This is a genomic window from Streptomyces sp. NPDC088732 (assembly GCF_044751205.1).
In the GTDB taxonomy this organism is placed as follows: domain Bacteria; phylum Actinomycetota; class Actinomycetes; order Streptomycetales; family Streptomycetaceae; genus Actinacidiphila.
Window position 1 is genome coordinate 128,200 of the sequence record NZ_JBIVLI010000017.1, and the last position, 19,240, is coordinate 147,439.

The following is a 19,240-nucleotide window of genomic DNA, read 5'->3' on the forward strand; positions in this document are numbered from 1 at the left end:
TGCCGCCGCGGCCGGCCTACCGCCGCACCGCCTCCAGCGCGAGCAGCGCCACGTGCAGCGACAGGCAGGACTCCACCTGGTCCAGGTCGACGCCGAGGACGCGCTCGACGCGGTGCAACCGGTCGTAGAAGGAGGGCCGTGACAGGTGCGCGGCGTCCGCCGCCGCGGACTTGTTGCGGCCGCTCTCCAGGTAGACGGCGAGGATGCGCACGAGGTCCGTGCCGTGCTCGGCGTCGTGCGCCAGCAGCGGGCCGAGTTCGCGCTCGACGTACGTCTGGAGGCGGGCGTCGTCGCGCAGCAGGTGCAGCAGTCCGCGCAGCCGTACGTCGGGCAGCCGGTAGTAGGCGCGTCCGCCGCCCGTCCTGCCCCCCTCCTGCCGGGCGCCGTGCAGTGCGGCGTCCGCGACCTGGGCGGCCTCCAGCAGGGTCCGGCGGGCGTCGCGCAGCGATCCGACGGAGGAGCCCGCGGCCATGACGAAGGCCGGGCCGCCGTCGGGGGCGGGCTCGGTGAGCCGGGTGAGGGCCGCGGCGAAGCCCTCCAGCGCGCTGTGCTCGTCGTCGGCGGGGCCGAGGGAGACCAGGACGCCGACCGCGCCGTCGTCGAGGGTGCCGGTGAGCGCGGTCAGCCCCCGGTCGCGCACGGCCTGGCCGGCGGTCTCGGTGAAGTCCCGCAACCTGGCCTGCGCCTCCAGGGCCGCGGCGACGCCCGCGCCGCGCAGCCGCAGCATGACGCCGACGAGGCGGCGCCCTTCCAGGGGCACGCCGATCGCCCGGGCGCGCAGGGCGACGTCGGAGACGGTGAGGGCGTGGGTGAGGATTCCGGACAGCAGCGTGCGGTGGGTCTGGCGTTCCAGCGACTCGCGGTCGCGTTCCAGCAGGCGGTTCAGGGCGAGGGTGGCGGCGCCGCGTTCCAGCAGCACGGTGTGCGGGTGCGGGCGCTGGTCCGCCGCCGGCGCGGGGTCCGGCAGCGGTTCCCCCACGACGACCAGCCGCCCCCAGTCGCGGCCGCGGGCGCCGACCCCGGTGACCAGCCAGCCGGTGCGGGGGTCGTGGCCGGTGCGCCCGGCCGGGGCGACGCCGCGGCTGCGCCGCTCCCAGCCGTCGAGCAGGGCCTGCGGGTCGTGGCCCGCCGGGTCGAAGGCGAGCACCTGGTGGGAGAGGTTCTCCAGGACGACGGGCGCGCCCGCGATGCGCGCGACCTCGCGGACGATCTCGTCGGCCTCGGCGCCCTCCACGGACAGCTCGTTGAAGGTCTGGTGGATCGCCTCGGAGGCCCGCAACTCGCTGAGCTGGGCGTCCACGACGTGCGCGTGCACGGCTTCGGTGACGGCGACGAACCGCACCTCGTTGCGGAGCGCGACGAGTGTCAGCCCGCGCCGCTCGGCGGCCCGCACCAGCGGCCGCGGCAGGGTGTCGGCGTACCGGCGGCCGAGTTCGACGACCAGGCCCGCGGCGCCGACGTCGGCGAGGTCGTCGATGTACCGGGCGAGCGGTTCCTTGTCCTCGGGGAGCATGACGCCCGTGGTCAGCACCAGTTCGCCGCCGTGCAGCATGCCGGCGATGTCGGCGAGTTCGCTGACGTGCACCCAGCGCACCGGCCGGCCGAGGCCGTCGGCGCCCGCGACGACCTGCGGCGACCCGCGCCGGAGCGCGTCGAGCTGCAGGACCTCGGCGACGGTGGGGAACACGGTGCGACCTCCGGTGGAGGGAAGGACAGGATCGGCGGGCTGACGGGGAGGCGCGCCCGCGGGCGCCACTGCCACCGTAGCCCGCAGGGTGTAAGGGCGGCCGGGGCACGGCATGCGATGTGTCGGTTGCCGGGCGCGGCCGGCGTTCGGCATTGTCCACGTCAGCGGCGCCACCGGATCGTCAGCGGTCGCCGATGAAGACAGATTTCGTCGCGTAACCAAAAGGAAACAACGGAATCACTTGTTGGGGCGAGCCTACTCTGTCAGGATCGTCCACCAATCCAGGCTTTGGCCACGCAGCCCGAGCGGATCCGAGGAGAAGACGATGGCCCTCAGTGCGCATGGCGCGTTCGATGTGCAGGAACGGTTCGCCGAGGGGGCCCAGTACATCGCCGGAGAACTCCGCCCGGGCACGTCCGGCCACGACCACACCGTGATCGACCCCGCCACCGGCAAGGCCGTGCACCAGTATGCGCTGGCCGGCACCGCCGACGTGGACGCGGCCGTCGCCGCCGCGAAGGCCGCCCTGCCCGGCTGGGCGGGCGCCACCCCCGCGGCCCGTTCCGACGCCCTGCACCGCTTCGCGGCCGTACTGGCGGAGCGGGCGGCGGAGTTCGCCTGGGCGGAGTCGCTGCAGTGCGGCAAGCCGCTGCGGCTGACCACCGAGTTCGACGTCCCCGGCACGATCGACAACACCGCCTTCTTCGCCGGGGCCGCCCGCCATCTGGAGGGCAGGGCCGCGGCCGAGTACTCCGGCGACCACACGTCCTATGTGCGCCGCGAGCCGGTCGGCGTCGTCGGGTCCGTCGCGCCGTGGAACTACCCGCTGCAGATGGCCGCCTGGAAGATCCTCCCGGCCGTCGCCGCGGGCAACACCATCGTGCTCAAGCCCGCCGAACTGACGCCGCTGACCTCGCTGATGTTCGCGCAGGCGGCCGGCGAGGCCGGCATCCCGGACGGCGTGGTCAACATCGTCACCGGCGCCGGCCGGCCCGCGGGCGAGCACCTGGTCGGGCACCCCGACGTCGCGATGACGTCCTTCACCGGCTCCACCGCCGTCGGCAGGCGCGTCGCCGAGATCGCGACCGCCACCGTCAAGCGCCTGCACCTGGAACTCGGCGGCAAGGCGCCCTTCGTCGTCTTCGACGACGCCGACCTGGAGGCCGCCGTGCACGGCGCCGTCGCCGGCGCCCTGATCAACACCGGCCAGGACTGCACGGCGGCGACCCGCGCCTATGTGCAGCGGCCCCTGTACGACGCCTTCGTCGCCGGGGTCGCCTACCTCTTCGCCGGCATCCGCGTGGGCGACCCCTTCGACGCCGCGACCGACCTCGGGCCGCTGATCTCGCACGCCCAGCGCGACCGCGTCGCCGGCTTCGTGGACCGCGCCCGGTCCTACGCCACGGTCGTCACCGGCGGCGAGACCCCCGCGGCGGCGGGCGCGTTCTACCGGCCCACGTTGATCACCGGCGCCGCCCAGGACAGCGAGATCGTCCAGTCGGAGATCTTCGGCCCGGTACTGGTCGTGCTGCCGTTCGACAGCGATGATGAGGGTCTGGATCTGGCCAACGACTCGCCCTACGGCCTGGCGGCGTCCGCGTGGACCCGCGACGTCTTCCGCGCCGGACGCGCCACCCGCGAGATCAAGGCGGGCTGCGTCTGGGTGAACGACCACATCCCGATCATCAGCGAGATGCCGCACGGCGGCTCCAAGGCCTCCGGCTACGGCAAGGACATGTCCGCGTACTCCTTCGACGAGTACACCCAGGTCAAGCATGTGATGTACGACAACACCGCGGTGGCCCGCAAGGAGTGGCACCGTACCGTCTTCGGCGACCGCTGACCCCGCCGCCGGCCCCAGGACCGCCCCCACCGGCCCGTACGCCCGTCCGTCCCACGCAATTCCGCCTCTGGAGGCAGCACCGCCATGGAGATGTTCGAGGGCCTGTCCGAGCCCGTACGCACCGCGTGGGAACGCAGCCTGGCCGGCGGGAGGGCCTCCCTCAGCCGGCGCCGGGTGCTGGGCGCCGGTCTCGGTGTCGCGGGCGCCGGGGCGCTGACCGCGTGCGGCATCCCGGCCGCCGCCGGCAACCGGGGCGGAGTGAAGAGCGACGACCTGTCCGACAAGGACAAGTCGCTGGTCTTCTCCAACTGGCAGCTCTACATCGACATGAGCGACGACGAGAAGCACATGCCGACCCTGGAGGCCTTCGAGAAGAAGACCGGGATCAAGGTCAAGTACACCGACGACATCACCGACAACGTCGAGTTCTTCGCCAAGATCAAGCCGCAGCTCGCGGCCGGCCAGTCCACCGGGCGCGACCTGGTCGTCCTCACCGACTGGATGGCGGCCCGGATGATCCGGCTGGGCTGGGCGCAGCCGCTGGACCCCACGTACCTGCCGAACGCCTTCACCAACCTGGAGCAGCGCTTCCGCAACCCGGACTGGGACCCCGGGCGCGCCCACTCCTACCCCTGGCAGGGCATCGCGACGGTCATCGCGTACAACGAGAAGGCCACCAAGGGGAAGAAGGTCGCCAGCATCTCCCAGCTGCTCGACGACCCCTCCCTCAAGGGCCGGGTCGCGATGCTGAGCGAGATGCGCGACACCATCGGCATGACGCTGCTCGACCTCGGCAAGCAGCCGGAGTCCTTCACCGCCGACGACTTCGACGCCGCCGTCGCCCGGGTCCAGAAGGCCGTGGACAGCAAGCAGATCCGCCAGTTCACCGGCAACGAGTACACCGACGGCCTGGCCTCGGGGAACATCGCGGCCTGCGTGGCGTGGGCCGGTGACCTGGTCCAGCTCCAGGCCGACAACCCCGAGATCAAGTTCGTGATCCCCGACGCCGGCTACCTGTACTCGACGGACAACATGCTGGTCCCGGCGGGCTCCAAGCACCGCAAGAACGCCGAGCTGCTCATGGACTGGTACTACCGGCCCGCGATCGCCGCCGAACTGTCGGCATGGGTCAACTACATCACGCCCTGCGCCGGCGTGTACGAGGAGCTGCTCAAGATCGACAAGGACGTGGCCGACAACCCGCTGATCATTCCCAACGCGGAGATGAAGGCGAAGGCCCATCCCTTCCGGTCCCTCACCGCCGACGAGGAGACCGCCTTCGAGGGCAAGTTCGCCAAGCTCATCGGCGCCTGACCGGCCACGCAGACAGGGACTCGACGACATGACCCAGCAGACCGCATCGCCCACCGACAAGCCGGCCGGACCCGGCGGCCCCGCCGGCGGCGCCGTGACACTGACCGGCCTCGGCAAGACCTACGGCGACTTCACCGCCGTGCACCCGCTCGACCTGACCATCCCCGAGGGCTCCTTCTTCGCCCTCCTGGGCGCCTCCGGCTGCGGCAAGACCACCACCTTGCGCATGGTCGCCGGACTGGAGGACCCGACCTCCGGCACCGTCCGCATCGGGGACCAGGACGTCACCGCACTGCCGCCCTACAAGCGCCCGGTCAACACCGTCTTCCAGAACTACGCCCTCTTCCCGCACCTGGACATCCACGAGAACGTCGCCTTCGGCCTGCGCCGCCGCGGCATCAAGTCCGTGAAGAGCCAGGTCGAGTCCATGCTCGACCTGGTCGAGCTCGGCCACCTCGCCCGCCGCAAGCCGCACCAGCTCTCCGGCGGCCAGCAGCAGCGCGTCGCCGTCGCCCGCGCCCTGATCAACCACCCCAAGGTGCTGCTGCTCGACGAGCCGCTGGGCGCCCTGGACCTCAAGCTCCGGCGCCAGATGCAGCTGGAGCTCAAGCGCATCCAGACCGACGTCGGCATCACCTTCGTGCACGTCACGCACGACCAGGAAGAGGCCATGACCATGGCCGACACCATCGCGGTGATGAACGCCGGCCGCATCGAGCAACTCGGCGCCCCCACCGACCTGTACGAGAACCCGCGTACCACCTTCGTCGCGAACTTCCTCGGCCAGTCCAATCTGATCGAGGCCCAGATCTCCGGCACCAGTGGCGACGACCTGCTGCTCAGCGTCGGCGACCGGCGGCTGGTCATGCCCGCCGCGCGCTGCGCCGCCAGGAGCGCGCAGTCCGGCGACAAGGTCCTCGCCGGGGTGCGGCCCGAGAAGATCACCATCGTGCACGCCGACGACGCCGAGGGCATCCCCTCCGGACGCAACTCCATGACCGGCCGGATCGTGGACGCGAGCTTCATCGGGGTCTCCACGCAGTACGTCGTCAACAGCCCCTGGTGCCCCGAACTCGCCGTCTTCGCGCAGAACGTGGAGCGCGACGGCCGCCTGGTGCCCGGCGCCGACGTCGTCCTGCACTGGAGCCCGGCCCACACCTTCGGCCTCGACGCCGCCCAGGACATCGAGGCGGGGGAGGTCAGCGCGTAATGGCCGCCCTCTCCCCGGCACCCGCGGGCGCGCCCGCGCAGCTCCCGCCGGCACCCCCCGCCGCGGCCGCCGGACGCCGCAAACTCGTCCCGTACTGGCTGCTGCTGCCCGGCATCCTGTGGCTGCTGGTCTTCTTCGTGGCCCCGATGGTCTACCAGGCCTCGACCTCCGTGCAGACCGGTTCACTGGAGACCGGCTACCGCGTCACCTGGCACTTCGCGACCTACTGGGACGCCTTCCAGGAGTACGACGTCTTCTACCTGCGGTCGCTGGTCTACGCGGGCATTGCCACCGTGCTGTGCCTGGCCGTCGGCTACCCGCTCGCGTACACCATCGCCTTCAAGGCCGGCCGCTGGCGCAATGTGCTGCTGGTGATGGTCATCGCGCCGTTCTTCACCAGCTTCCTGATCCGGACCCTGGCCTGGAAGACGATCCTGGCCGACGACGGCGTCGTGGTCTCGGTGCTGGACAAGCTGCACATACTCAACGCCACCGCCGCGCTCGGCCTCACCGCCGACGACCGCGTGCTGGCCACGCCGCTGGCGGTGGTGTGCGGACTGACCTACAACTTCCTGCCCTTCATGATCCTTCCGCTGTACACCTCGCTCGAACGCATCGACCCGCGGCTGCACGAAGCGGCCGGCGACCTGTACGCCCGCCCGTTCACCACCTTCCGCAAGGTGACGTTCCCGATCTCGCTGCCCGGCGTCGTGGCCGGCACGCTGCTCACCTTCATCCCGGCCTCGGGCGACTACATCAACGCCGAACTGCTCGGCAGCCCCAGCGAGCAGATGATCGGCAACGTCATCCAGTCGAAGTTCCTGACGGTGCTCGACTACCCGACGGCCGCCGCGCTGTCGTTCATGCTCATGGCCGTGATCCTGGTGATCGTCTCGGTGTACATCCGCAAGGCGGGAACGGAGGAGCTGGTCTGATGCCCGTTCTCACCTGGGTGCGCCGCCACCTGGTCGTCTTCGCCGGCGTCGCCGCCCTGGCGTACATGACGCTCCCCAACGTCATCGTCCTGATCTTCTCCTTCAACCAGCCCAAGGGCCGCTTCAACTACTCCTGGAACCACTTCTCGCTCGACGCCTGGCAGAACCCCTGCGGCGTCGGCGACATGTGCGACTCGGTGTCGCTGTCCCTGGAGATCGCCGTCCTCGCCACGATCGGCGCCACCGTGCTGGGCACCATGGTCGCCTTCGCGCTCGCCCGCCACCGCTTCCGCGGCCGCGCGCCGGTCACCGGGCTGATCTGGCTGCCGATGGCGATGCCCGAGATCGTCATGGGTGCCTCGCTCGGCACCCTCTTCCTCAACATGCGCATCCAGTTCGGCTTCTGGACCATCCTCATCGCGCACATCATGTTCTGCCTCAGCTTCGTGGTGACGGCGGTCAAGGCGCGCGTGATGAGCATGGACCCCCGGCTGGAGCAGGCCGCCCAGGACCTGTACGCCACACCGTGGTCCACGTTCTGGCGGATCACCTTCCCGATCGCCGCGCCCGGCATCGCGGCCGGCGCCCTGCTGAGCTTCGCCATCTCCATCGACGACTTCATCATCACGCAGTTCAACGCGGGCCCCACCACGGTGACTTTCCCGATGTTCGTCTGGGGCGCCGCCCAGAAGGGACTGCCCGTCCAGGTCAACGTCATCGGCACGCTGATGTTCGTGGTGGCCGTGCTCTGCGTGGTCGCCGGACAGCTGCTGGGGCGCCGCAGGAAGGCCCATACGTAGGCCGGACACGACATGTGTCGGCCCCGACCCCCCGCATCCCCAAAGGTGTGAGAACCCATGGATCCAGCCCGTTCGCTCGCCGACGCGCAGCCGACACCGTACTGGCTGGAGGACCCCGGCAGGCCGCGGGCCGGATCCGCGCTCGTCGGCGACGAGCACTGCGACCTGCTGGTGGTCGGCGGCGGCTACACCGGGCTGTGGACCGCGCTGCTGGCCAAGGAGCGCGACCCGCGGCGCGATGTCGTCCTCGTCGAGGGCAAGGAGGTGGGCTGGGCGGCGTCCGGCCGCAACGGCGGCTTCTGCGCCGCCAGCCTCACCCACGGCCTGGCCAACGGACTCGCCCGCTGGCCGGGCGAGTTCGCCGCACTGCACGAGCTCGGCAACCGCAACCTCGACGGCATCGAGGAGGCGGTCGCCCGCTACGCCATCGACTGCGACTTCGAGCGGACCGGCGAGATCGACGTGGCCACCGAGCCCTACCAGTTCGACGCCCTGCGCGCCGCCGCCGAGGAGGCGGCCCGGCACGGCGTCGAACTGGAGGTGCTCGACCGCGAGCAGGTGCGCGCCGAGGTCGACTCGCCCACCTTCGTCGGCGGCCTGTGGGACCGCACCGGCGTCGCCATGCTCCATCCCGCCAAACTGGCCTGGGGCCTCAAACGCGCCTGCGAGGAACTGGGCGTACGGGTCTACGAGCACACCCGCGCCACCGGACTGGCCCGCAACGGCTCGGGCATGGCCGTCCGCACCCCGTACGGACGGATCTTCGCCCGGCACGTCGCGCTCGGCACCAACGTCTTCCCCTCGCTGGTCAAGCGCGTACGCCACTACGTCGTCCCGGTCTACGACTACGCCCTGATGACCGAGCCGCTCAACGCCGGCCAGCTCGGCGCGATCGGCTGGAAGCGGCGCCAGGGACTCGGCGACAGCGCCAACCAGTTCCACTACTTCCGGCTGACGGCGGACCACCGCATCCTGTGGGGCGGCTACGACGCCATCTACCCCTACGGCGGGCGCCTGGACGCCGCGCGCGACGAGCGCCCGGAGACCTACCTGAAGCTCGCCGGGCACTTCTTCCGCTGCTTCCCCCAGCTGGAGGGTGTCCGCTTCACCCATGCCTGGGGCGGCGCGATCGACACCTGCTCGCGCTTCTCGGCCTTCTTCGGCACCGCCCACGGCGGACGGGTGGCCTACGCCGCCGGCTACACCGGCCTCGGCGTCGGCGCGACCCGCTTCGGCGCCGACGTGATGCTCGACCTGCTGGCGGGGGAGACCACCGGGCGCACGGCGCTGGAGATGGTGCGCAGCAAGCCGATGCCCTTCCCGCCCGAGCCGCTGGCCTGGGCCGGGATCGGGCTGACCAAGTGGTCGATGGGCCGCGCCGACCGCAACGCGGGCCGCCGCAACCTGTGGCTCAAAGCGATGGACCGGCTCGGGCTCGGCTTCGACAGCTGAGGCCGGAGCACCCGGCGGGCCCCTCCCGGCGGCCTGTGACGGGAATCACCGGCGAAAGATCCGAAAACTCGCGTAATGATCGGCCCCCGCGCCCCTCTCACCGTGTGACAGGCATGAACACACACACGGAACGGAGGAACCGGCATGGTCGGCACCGGCGCGCGCGGCGCGGTCGAATGGCTGGTTTCCGTGGCACCCGACCCCGAGACCACCCGGTGGGAATGGGAGCGCAACCCCCTCGGGGTGACGCTCCTGCCCGCCGGGCGGCTCTGGGACGTCCTCATCCTCACCGGCGAGCTCGGCTACCCCACCCTCGACGTGCTGACCCGGCTCGTCGACCGGACCGGACCCGTCCTGGCCGACTTCGGCGACTCCCGCATGGGCTTCCTCGTACCGCCGGGCACCGCCGCCCGCTGGATCGGCACCGGCGTGCGCACCGCGGGCAACGGCACGTGGATCGTCGTGCCCTACCCGGGCCGGGCGACCGGCGGTGTGCGCTGGCTCGTCCCGCCGGACGGCACCGGCCACCTCACCGACCCCGGCGTCCTCGAACTCGCCATGCACGAGGCCGCCGCCCATCTCGCGGTGCACCGGCCCCGCGACACGGAGGAGTGAGGCGGGGGGCCGCGGGCCCGGTGCGCGACACTGGTTCCATGATCCGTTCCGGACACCCGACGGCGGCGGCCTGACGTGGGGCTCGCGCCGGGCCACGCCGCGTTCCTGGAGACCGTGCTGCCCGTCTGCGAGCAGCTCGGCCTGGTGCTCGCCGGCGGTCACGCGGTGCACGCCCACGGGCTGCGCGGCGCCCCCTCCCGCCACCTGGACCTGGTGACCTTCAGCTCCACCTCCGTCGGGCGGATCGCCGCGGCGCTGGAGGGCGCGTGCACCGCGGCCGGGTACGAGGTCGCCGACCTGCCCCGCACCCCGCTGTCCGCGCAGTTCACCGCGGCGCTGCCGGGATCGCTCGCGTACACCGTGCACATCGCCAAGGAGCCGCTGTCGCACCCGCCGGTCCCGATCGGCCTGGGGCTGTCGCGGCCGGTTCCGGTCGTCGCCCTGGAGGACTGCGCCGCGCTGAAGGTGGCCGCGCTCGTCGACCGGGCCCAGCCCGGCGACCTCGTCGACGTCCGGGCCATGGCCGCGTGGTTCGCCCCCGGGGAGCTGCTGTCCATGGCGGTGCGCCGCGACGAGGACTTCGAGCCCGGCGCGCTCGCCGACCGCCTGGACAAACTGGTCGGGGCCGACGACCGCGCCTACGCCGCCCGCGGCCTGGAGGCCGCAGAGGTCGCCGAACTCAAGCGCTGGGCCTTCGCCTGGGCCCAGGACATCCGGCTCGACCTCATGGAGGGCATGGAGCGGCCCGACGATCTGTACGACATGTAAAGCGAACGCCGCGGTCGCCGACACCTTGGTGCTTGGAACCGCCTCCCGCACTGGTGAGACTGGCAGCGAAGGACGTGCGGGACGACAGGGAGAACAGCCGTGACCGACAAGCACATCACGCACTGGATCGCCGGGCAGGCGTGGGCCGGTACCGCGGAGCGCCACGGCGACGTGTACGACCCGGCGACCGGCGCCGTCACCGGGCGGGTGGACTTCGCGGCGATCGCCGAGGTCGACCAGGCCGTCGGCGCGGCCGCCGCCGCGTTCAAGGAGTGGCGCAACGCCTCCGTCGCCAAGCGCACCGCGGTGCTCTTCGCCTTCCGGGAGCTGCTGAACGCCCAGCGCGACGAGCTGGCCGCGATCATTGTCTCCGAGCACGGCAAGGTGCACTCCGACGCCCTGGGCGAGATCGCCCGCGGCATCGAGGTCGTCGAGTACGCCTGCGGCATCCCGCAGTTGATCAAGGGCGGCTTCACCGAGCAGGCCTCGACCGGCATCGACGTCTACTCCATCCGCCAGCCGCTCGGCCCGGTCGCGATCATCTCGCCGTTCAACTTCCCGGCCATGGTGCCGATGTGGTTCTTCCCGATCGCCATCGCCGCGGGCAACACCGTCGTCGTCAAGCCCTCCGAGAAGGACCCCTCCGCCGCCAACTTCCTCGCGGAGCTGTGGAAGCGGGCCGGGCTGCCCGACGGCGTCTTCAACGTCGTGCACGGTGACAAGGTCGCCGTCGACCGCCTCCTGGAGCACCCGGACATCAAGTCCGTCTCGTTCGTCGGCTCCACCCCGATCGCCCGCTACGTCTACGAGACCGGCACCCGCTACGGGAAGCGGGTCCAGGCACTCGGCGGCGCCAAGAACCACATGCTGGTGCTGCCCGACGCCGACCTGGACCTGGCCGCCGACGCCGCCGTCAACGCCGGTTTCGGCGCGGCCGGCGAGCGCTGCATGGCCGTCTCCGTCCTGGTCGCGGTCGACCCCGTCGGCGACGAGCTGGTCGGGAAGATCAAGGAGCGGATGGCCGGCCTCACCGTCGGCCCCGGCTGCAGCGCCACGTCCGAGATGGGCCCCCTGGTCACCGGCGCGCACCGCGACAAGGTGACGTCCTACCTCGACGCGGGCCTCGCCGACGGCGCGACCCTCGCCGTCGACGGCCGCGAGCACGCCGTCACCGGCGACGCCACCGAGGGCGGCTTCTGGCTCGGCCCGACCCTCTTCGACGACGTCAAGCCCGGCATGTCGGTCTACAACGACGAGATCTTCGGCCCGGTCCTGTCCGTGGTCCGGGTGGGCTCCTACGACGAGGGCCTGGAGCTGATCAACTCCAACCCGTACGGCAACGGCACGGCCATCTTCACCAACGACGGGGGTGCGGCGCGCCGCTTCCAGCACGAGGTCGAGGTCGGCATGGTCGGCATCAACGTGCCGATCCCGGTGCCGGTGGCGTACTACTCCTTCGGCGGCTGGAAGGCCTCGCTCTTCGGCGACACCCACGCCTACGGCCCCGACGGCGTCCACTTCTTCACCCGCGGCAAGGCCGTCACCCAGCGGTGGCTCGACCCGAGCCACGGCGGCATCAACCTCGGTTTCCCGACCAACAACTGACCGCGAGGGCGGCGCCCGCCAGCAGGGCGCCGCACAGCAGCCAGCTCCCCACGACGTCGAGCGGCCAGTGGTAGCCGCACCGGACGAGGAAGACCCCCACCGCGGCGTTCAGCAGCACGGCGGCCGCGCCCAGCAGCCGCCGTGCCGCCGTGCGTACGACGAGGTGCGCCAGCAGCAGCGCCGCGCCCCCGTACGCGACGGCGGCGGTGGCGGCATGGCCGGAGGGGTAGAGCCCCGGGTAGCCGGGGGAGAGCGTCAGCGAACCGGGACCCGCCCGGCCGATCAGCGGCTTGAGCAGGCTCACCAGCAGGGGGACCGCGGCCGTCGCCGCGGCGTAGGCGAGCGCCGGCAGCCACCAGCGGGGCCTTCCGGCCCGCCGTAGCCGCCAGGTGGTCCAGACCATTGCTGCCATCAGTGCCGGCACGGCGATCTGCGCGTTGCCCAGGTCGGCGAAGAACTGCGCGACGGGCGAACCGGCCCCGGCCGGGTGCGCGGCGGGACCTGCGAGCGCGCCGCGAAGGGGACCGTCCCACGCCAGCAGGCGCCCATGAACCGCTTCCTGCCAGGTCAGCAGTCCGAAGAGCGCCGTGCACACGACGATCAGCAGAGAAGTTGGCCGCCCCGGAACAGGGGGGAGAGTTCCGGGGCGGCCAGAACGATCGCCGTGCCGCCCGCCCCGGGGGGTTTGGGACAAGCGGCCGACCGATCGGCGAGGATTGCCGGAGCCTGCGGCTTCGGCGGTGTGCGCGAGGGCACAGCTGCACCGGTGATGGGGAGTCACCGGCAAAGTGTCGCCCGCGGACTTCCGCAGACGGGGTGTTTCTTCCATCTGCGGAAACCGTACGTCACGGGCGGAGGGCCGGACAGGGGTTGCACCCTCCCGCCATCAGGCCCGCACACCTTCTTCACTGCGGGTGCCGGGGGTTCCCCAGCACCAGGGAAATACCTGGTCACAGGCGGGTGAACGCGCTCTCGATGATGTCCAGACCCTCGTTCAGCAGGTCCTCGCCGATCACCAGCGGCGGCAGGAAGCGCAGCACGTTGCCGTAGGTGCCACAGGTCAGGACCACCAGGCCCTCCGCGTGGCAGGCCTTCGCCAGGGCGGCCGTGGCGGCCGCGTTCGGGTTCTTGCTCCCGGGCTCCACCAGCTCCACCGCGATCATGGCGCCGCGGCCGCGGACCTCGCCGATGACGTCGAACTTCTCCTGCATACCGCGCAGCCGGCCCAGCATGATCTCGCCGATGCGGCGGGCCCTGGTGTTGAGGTCCAGCTCCTTCATTGTCTCGATGGCCCCCAGCGCGGCCGCGCAGGCCACCGGGTTGCCGCCGTAGGTGCCGCCGAGACCGCCCGAGTGCGCGGCGTCCATGATCTCCGCGCGGCCCGTCACGGCAGCCAGCGGCAGACCGCCGGCGATGCCCTTGGCCGTGGTGATCAGGTCCGGGACGATGCCCTCGTCCTCGCAGGCGAACCACTGGCCGGTGCGGCAGAAACCGGTCTGGATCTCGTCCGCGACGAAGACGATGCCGTTCTCGCGCGCGAACTCCACGATCTTCGGCAGGAAGCCCTTGGCCGGCTCGATGAAGCCGCCCTCGCCCGCGATCGGCTCGATCACGATCGCGGCCACGTTCTCCGGGCCGACCTGCTTGGTGATCATGTCGATCGCCTGGGCGGCCGCCTCCTCCGCGCAGTTCTCCGCACCCGTCAGCCAGCGGAAGGGGTAGGCCAGCGGCACCCGGTAGACCTCGGGCGCGAAGGGGCCGAACGAGTGCTTGTACGGCATGTTCTTCGCCGTCAGCGCCATCGTCAGGTTGGTGCGGCCGTGGTAGCCGTGGTCGAAGACCACGACGGCCTGGCGCCCGGTGTACGCGCGGGCGATCTTCACCGCGTTCTCGACCGCCTCGGCACCGGAGTTGAACAGCGCCGTGCGCTTCTCGTGGTCGCCCGGCGTCAGCTCGTTGAGGGCCTCGGCGACCTCCACGTAGCCCTCGTACGGCGTCACCATGAAGCAGGTGTGCGTGAAGTCGGCGAGCTGCGCCGAGGCACGGCGCACGACCGCCTCCGCGCTGTTGCCGACCGAGGTCACCGCGATACCGGAACCGAAGTCGATCAGCGAGTTGCCGTCCACGTCCTCCAGCACGGCGCCGCCGGCCCGGGTGACGAAGACGGGCAGGGTCACACCGACGCCGTTCGCGACCGCAGCAGCCTTGCGCGCCAGCAGCTCCTGCGACTTGGGGCCGGGGATCGGGGTGACGAGGCGGCGCTCCTGGGCCAGATCGGTCATGGCGGGCGTTCTCCTTCGAACCGGTGTCCTTTCCCGCAGGCTAAGCCCGTACGGCGGTACCCCGCACACGCCGCGGGGGCGCACTCTACGAACTCTCTTCGACGTGACGGACATGAGCGTGCCAAGATCCTTCGGACCCGGGTGGCCGCTCGACTACATTGAGTGCGGACCTGCGAGGGGTGGCACACGCGATGGACATCGACGGTACGCACGGGAGGCCTGCGGCGCCTCCGCCCGGCGGTACGGGCCCGGGCACACCGCCCGTTCCGGGCGCCCGGCCGGTGCCGGGCGTCCCACCCGTGCCCTCGGGACCGCCCCCGGTCCCCGGCGCACGGCCCGGACCCGGCGACCCCGGCGGCCGCGGTCCGGCCGGCGACAAGGGCCGCACCGGCACGCCCCCGCCGCCCACCGCCGCCCCCGGCGCCCGCCCGGTCACCGGCACCTGGCCCGCGCCCCCGGAGGGCGCCCCGCCCGCCGGCCCCGACGGCGCCGGGTTTATTGCCTGGCTGCGCGCGCCGCGCCCAGCCGCCGAGCCCGGCGTGTGGCGCCACGGCCACCGCGCGCGACCCGCGGACGACCCCGAGGCCGTGCCGGGCCGCCAGCTGATCAGCGGCGCCGTCATCGCCTTCCTCGGCGGCTGGCTGCTGTGGTCGCTGCTGTGGAACGGCTACCTCGGCAGCTACTGGCTCTGGCCCCTGCTCGCCGTCACCCCCGACTCCTGGCGCCAGGCCGGCGGCAACCAGACCGCCTACGCCTATGCCTCGTACCTGTACTACGCGCTCGTCGGCGGGGCCCTGCTGGTCTTCTTCGCCCGGCTCGGCCGCTGGCCCGAGATGTGGCGCCGCTACATCTCCGCCCCGCTCCGGCGGGCCCGCGAGGAGGACCCGGCCGCCTCCGCCCGCCCGCCCGCCGACCCGCGGCAGGACCCGGCCGAATTCCCCGCGCTGCGCGACGGCGGCGCGGCCGACGCCGCGGACCGGCTCGCCGGCGACGCGCGCGCCGGGCGCATGAACGACGTCGACTTCGCGCGGCTCACCCGCGCCTGGCAGTCGGTACGCTCCGAGCCCGGCCGGCTCCCCGCCTTCACCGACACCGTGCTCCGCTACGGCGCCGCCGCCTGCGCCCACCCCAGCGGCGCCCGCGACCTGCCGGTGCGCGCCGCCGCGCACGACCTGTCCGCCGGACAGGTCCGCATCGGCACCGCCTCCGAGGACGAACGCAACCCCCGCAGCCACCGCGGCGCCGGCTTCGCCCTCGACACCTCCGTCCTCGGCACCTCCCTGCTCGCCGTGGGCCCGCCCGGCTCGGGCAAGACCGTGCGCATTGTGCGGCCGGCCCTGGAGTTCCTGTGCCTCCAGGCCCTCGCAGGGCGGGCGGCGGTCGTCGCCGTCGGCACGGACGGGGCACGGCTCGCCCCCGACGAGTCCTTCGACGTCGTCGTCAAGATCGGCCGCCCCGACTCCGCGTACGACCTCGACCTGTACGGCGGCGCCGGCGACCCCGACGAAGCCGCCGGCTTCCTCGCCGAAGCCCTCGTCGGCGACCTCGCCGCCGCCCTCCCCGGCGGCGACAGCCGGCGCGCCGCCACGGCCCTCGCCCAACTGCTCGGGCCCTTCCACGCCGCCCACGGCCGCTTCCCCTCCGTCCCCGAACTGCGCGAACTCCTCGACGGCACGCCCGCGGCCCTGGCCGCGCTCCGCGCCGCCCTCCAGGAGCACGGCCCCGCCGCCCAGGCCCAGCTGCGCGAACTCGACGCCCGCGAGCGCCAGTCCGCCCGCCCCGGCGACGCGGGGCCCCTGCTCGCCGACCGCATCGCGCTCCTGGACCGTCCCGCGTTCGCCGGCTTCTTCGACACCACCGGCGGCAGCCACCCCTTCTCCCTGCGCGGCCTCGAACACCCCCTCCGGGTCCGCATCGACCTCCCCGAACGCGGCCACGCCGAGGTCTCCCGCATCCTCGCGCGGCTCGTCCTCGCCCAGTTCGCGGAGTGCGCCGTGGCCCGGCAGGACCGTTCCCTCTTCGCCTGCCTCGTCCTCGACGACGCGTCCCACACGGTCACCGCGGAATCGGTGCGCGGCCTCCAGCGGATGCGCTCCGCGAACGCCGGGGCCGTCCTCACCCTCCGCACCCTCGACGACGTCCCCGAGCCCCTGCGCGCCGCCCTCCTCGGCGCGGTGGGCTGCCGGGCCGCGCTCTCCGGCGTCACCGCCTGGGACGGGGCCCGCTTCGCGGAGGTCTGGGGCAAGGAGTGGGTGGACGTCCAGGACGTCACGAACCGCCAGATCATCGCGGACGAGCCGCTCACGCGTGTGCTGCACACGGTGCGGCGGCTTGTCACGGGGAAGGCGGTCACGGCGGAGTCCGTGACGGTGCGGAAGGTCGAGCGGGAGCGGTGGTCCGCGTCGGACCTGGCGCATGTGGTGCCTGCGGGGCATGCGGTGCTGTCGTTGACTGCCGTCAACGGTGAGCACGCACCCCCGGTCCTGGTAGACCTCCGGTCGTAGGCCTCTTTTTCCCCGCCCGCCCGCCCGTGTGCCCTGTGAAGTCAGGGCGCCCCGACGCGCGTTGTTGGGGGGCTGGGTTCGGGGCCTCCGGGGCTGCCATTCTGGACAGCACATTTAGGTGCCTCAGGCACTCTCGGCTGCGTGCCCGGGGTTGTGCACCCAAATATGCTCCAGTGTCCAGAACGCCACCCCTACGACCCCGCCCCCTCCGTCTCGTATCGCGCCTGATCCCCGGTGGGTGGGTATGGACGGCACCGTGCTCGGGCACCCGTTGACGCAGCGCTGTCCAAGTGCGCAGCCGTCACCGCCTACAGCACCCCCACCGGCCGTCAGTCGCTCCAACGAGCCCGGGAGGGGGTGCGCCGGGGTCCGCCCGCAGGGGACGAGCGGTGACCGCGGTACACGACTTGCAGGGGTAACCCGCGAGCCCCGAGGACGGGCGCCGGAGCGGCGCCGACCCCACAACGCACGCGGCGCAGGGCCCGCACTTATCGTGCCGGGCAATCGGGCGGGAGGGCGGGGGAAAAACCCTGGCGGCGCCGCAGGTATACGGTGAGGCAGAATCGGATGAGACCGTACTCCACGATGGAGAAAAAGCCCGTGCCCCCCACCCTCACCTCCCTCCTCCGGAACCCCACCCTGAGGCTGACCGTCCTCGCCGCAGGCGAGCACGTGGACGAGGCAACGGTCCGCTGGGTGCACACCAGCGAGCTGGACGACCCCGCGCCGTACCTGGAGGGCGGGGAACTGCTGCTGACGACGGGCCTGAAGCTGGACATGGGGTCGCCCGACGCCCTCGCGGCGTACGTGGGGCGCCTGGCGCGGGCCGGCGTCGTGGGGCTGGGCTTCGGCGTGGGGCTGAGTCACGACACCGTGCCGGAGGCCCTCGTGGAGGCGGCGGAGGCGCACGGGCTGCCGCTGCTGGAGGTGCCGCGCAAGACGCCGTTCATCGCGATCAGCAAGGCCGTGTCGGCGGCGATAGCCGCGGACCAGTACAAGGCGGTGACGGCGGGTTTCGAGGCGCAGCGCGAGCTGACCCGGGCCGCGCTGGCGCCTGACGGGACGACCGCGCTGCTGGCCCGGCTGGCGGCGCATCTGGACGGCTGGGCGGCGTTGTACGACGCGTCCGGCGCGGTGGTGGCCGCCGCCCCGGACTGGGCGGGACGGCGTGCCGCACGGCTGGCCGGGGAGGTGGACCGGCTGCGGGGCAAGCCGGCGCCGGCGAGCGCGGCCGTGGCGGGCCCGGCGGGCACGGAGGACCGCGTGCAGTTGCAGTCGCTGGGCACGGGCCGGCGCCCGCGCGGCTTCCTCGCCGTGGGGACGGAGGAGCGCCTGGACACCTCCGCCCGCTGGATCGTGCACGCGGCCGTGGCCCTGCTGACGCTCTCCCTGGAGCAGTCCCGCACGTTGCAGGACACCGAGCAGCGGCTCGGCGGCGCGCTGCTGCGGATGCTGCTCGTGGGGGAGGCCGAGCACGCCCGCACGGTGGCGGGGCGGCTGTACGGCGGGCTGCTGGAGGCGCCCGTGCGCGTGCTGGTGGCCGAGCCCGCGGAGTCCGCGGCCGAGGCGGTGGGCCTGCTGGCCGAGCGGGTGGAGGCGGCGGCGCTGCGCGCGGCGGAGCCGGTGCTCGCGGTGCGCGAGGGCAACCGGCTGACGGTCCTGGCCTCGGCCGGGGGCGCGGTGCTCGCCGCGTGCCTGGCGGCGCTCGACAGCGACGACGACCTGGTGGCGGGGCTGTCCGCAGCGGTCGGCTCCGCCGCCGTCCCGGCCGCCCACGAGCAGGCGGAGCGCGCGCTGGCGGTCGCGCGACGCCGCGGCGCCGGCCTGGTCGAGCACGACGAGGTGGGTTCCGGCTCGGTGCTGCCGCTGCTGAGCGAGGACGCCGTGCGGGCGTTCTCCGACGGGCTGCTGCGCCCGCTGCGGGAGCACGACGCCACCGCCCGCGGCGATCTCGTCGCCTCGCTCCAGGCGTGGCTGTCGCGGCACGGCCAGTGGGACGCGGCCGCGGCCGAGCTGGGGGTGCACCGGCACACGCTGCGCTACCGCATGCGGCGCGTGGAGGAGATCCTGGGCCGCTCGCTGGACGACCCGGACGTGCGGATGGAGTTGTGGCTGGCCCTGAAGGCGGCCGGCCGCTGACGGCATCTGCCGAAACGGCGCATCGGTGCGGGGCCGTGCTCCGCTGTGGACAAGCCCGTCCGGGTGCCGCCCGTCCTACGGTGTCC

Annotated in this window: 14 protein-coding genes; 11 read left to right on the top strand and 3 right to left on the bottom strand. The window is 72.7% G+C overall.

Translation table 11 applies throughout. From position 1 onward, the window contains the following. Positions 1-16 precede the first annotated feature (16 nt). Positions 17-1,687, bottom strand: a complete 1,671-nt coding sequence (locus tag ACIP9H_RS27610; protein ID WP_401591298.1) for a PucR family transcriptional regulator — start codon at positions 1,685-1,687, stop codon at positions 17-19. Between the two features lie 325 nt (positions 1,688-2,012). Here ACIP9H_RS27610 and ACIP9H_RS27615 point away from each other — a divergent pair, with 325 nt between their 5' ends. From ACIP9H_RS27615 to ACIP9H_RS27655, 9 genes are all read left to right on the top strand, one after another. After that, complete coding sequence (locus ACIP9H_RS27615; protein ID WP_401961359.1) at positions 2,013-3,530, top strand: gamma-aminobutyraldehyde dehydrogenase; 1,518 nt, start codon at positions 2,013-2,015, stop codon at positions 3,528-3,530. Positions 3,531-3,614: 84 nt separating this feature from the next. After that, complete coding sequence (locus tag ACIP9H_RS27620; protein WP_401591292.1) at positions 3,615-4,844, top strand: spermidine/putrescine ABC transporter substrate-binding protein; 1,230 nt, start codon at positions 3,615-3,617, stop codon at positions 4,842-4,844. Between the two features lie 28 nt (positions 4,845-4,872). Beyond that, entirely contained in the window at positions 4,873-6,054 is a 1,182-nt protein-coding gene (locus ACIP9H_RS27625) for an ABC transporter ATP-binding protein (RefSeq protein ID WP_401591289.1), read from the top strand. Continuing rightward, positions 6,054-6,989, top strand: a complete 936-nt coding sequence (locus ACIP9H_RS27630; RefSeq protein ID WP_401591285.1) for an ABC transporter permease — start codon at positions 6,054-6,056, stop codon at positions 6,987-6,989. The genes ACIP9H_RS27625 and ACIP9H_RS27630 overlap by 1 nt, the downstream gene beginning before the upstream one ends. Next, positions 6,989-7,789 (top strand): ABC transporter permease, encoded by an 801-nt coding sequence (locus ACIP9H_RS27635; RefSeq protein ID WP_401591282.1) that lies wholly within the window; start codon positions 6,989-6,991, stop codon positions 7,787-7,789. The genes ACIP9H_RS27630 and ACIP9H_RS27635 overlap by 1 nt, the downstream gene beginning before the upstream one ends. A 57-nt stretch (positions 7,790-7,846) precedes the next feature. After that, positions 7,847-9,241: an NAD(P)/FAD-dependent oxidoreductase gene (locus ACIP9H_RS27640; protein ID WP_401591279.1), complete on the top strand. Its 1,395-nt coding sequence runs from the start codon at positions 7,847-7,849 to the stop codon at positions 9,239-9,241. A gap of 144 nt (positions 9,242-9,385) precedes the next feature. Then, on the top strand, positions 9,386-9,856 hold the full coding sequence (locus ACIP9H_RS27645; protein WP_401591276.1) for a hypothetical protein: 471 nt from the start codon (positions 9,386-9,388) through the stop codon (positions 9,854-9,856). A gap of 75 nt (positions 9,857-9,931) precedes the next feature. Further along, complete coding sequence (locus ACIP9H_RS27650) at positions 9,932-10,624, top strand: nucleotidyl transferase AbiEii/AbiGii toxin family protein (protein WP_401591274.1); 693 nt, start codon at positions 9,932-9,934, stop codon at positions 10,622-10,624. Positions 10,625-10,723: 99 nt separating this feature from the next. Continuing rightward, a complete protein-coding gene (locus ACIP9H_RS27655; protein WP_360911275.1) occupies positions 10,724-12,229 on the top strand; it encodes a CoA-acylating methylmalonate-semialdehyde dehydrogenase in 1,506 nt (501 codons plus the stop codon). On the opposite strand, the gene ACIP9H_RS27660 is transcribed toward ACIP9H_RS27655, so the two are convergent. Next, a complete protein-coding gene (locus ACIP9H_RS27660) occupies positions 12,201-12,824 on the bottom strand; it encodes a phosphatase PAP2 family protein (protein ID WP_401591271.1) in 624 nt (207 codons plus the stop codon). The genes ACIP9H_RS27655 and ACIP9H_RS27660 overlap by 29 nt on opposite strands. Positions 12,825-13,179: 355 nt before the next feature. After that, positions 13,180-14,511: a 4-aminobutyrate--2-oxoglutarate transaminase gene (gene gabT, locus ACIP9H_RS27665; RefSeq protein WP_401591268.1), complete on the bottom strand. Its 1,332-nt coding sequence runs from the start codon at positions 14,509-14,511 to the stop codon at positions 13,180-13,182. Between the two features lie 191 nt (positions 14,512-14,702). Between gabT and ACIP9H_RS27670 the strand changes: the two genes are divergently transcribed. Continuing rightward, a complete protein-coding gene (locus ACIP9H_RS27670; RefSeq protein WP_401961367.1) occupies positions 14,703-17,015 on the top strand; it encodes an ATP-binding protein in 2,313 nt (770 codons plus the stop codon). 600 nt (positions 17,016-17,615) lie between these two features. Beyond that, positions 17,616-19,154, top strand: a complete 1,539-nt coding sequence (locus ACIP9H_RS27675; protein ID WP_401591263.1) for a PucR family transcriptional regulator — start codon at positions 17,616-17,618, stop codon at positions 19,152-19,154. The last annotated feature ends 86 nt before the right edge of the window (positions 19,155-19,240 follow it).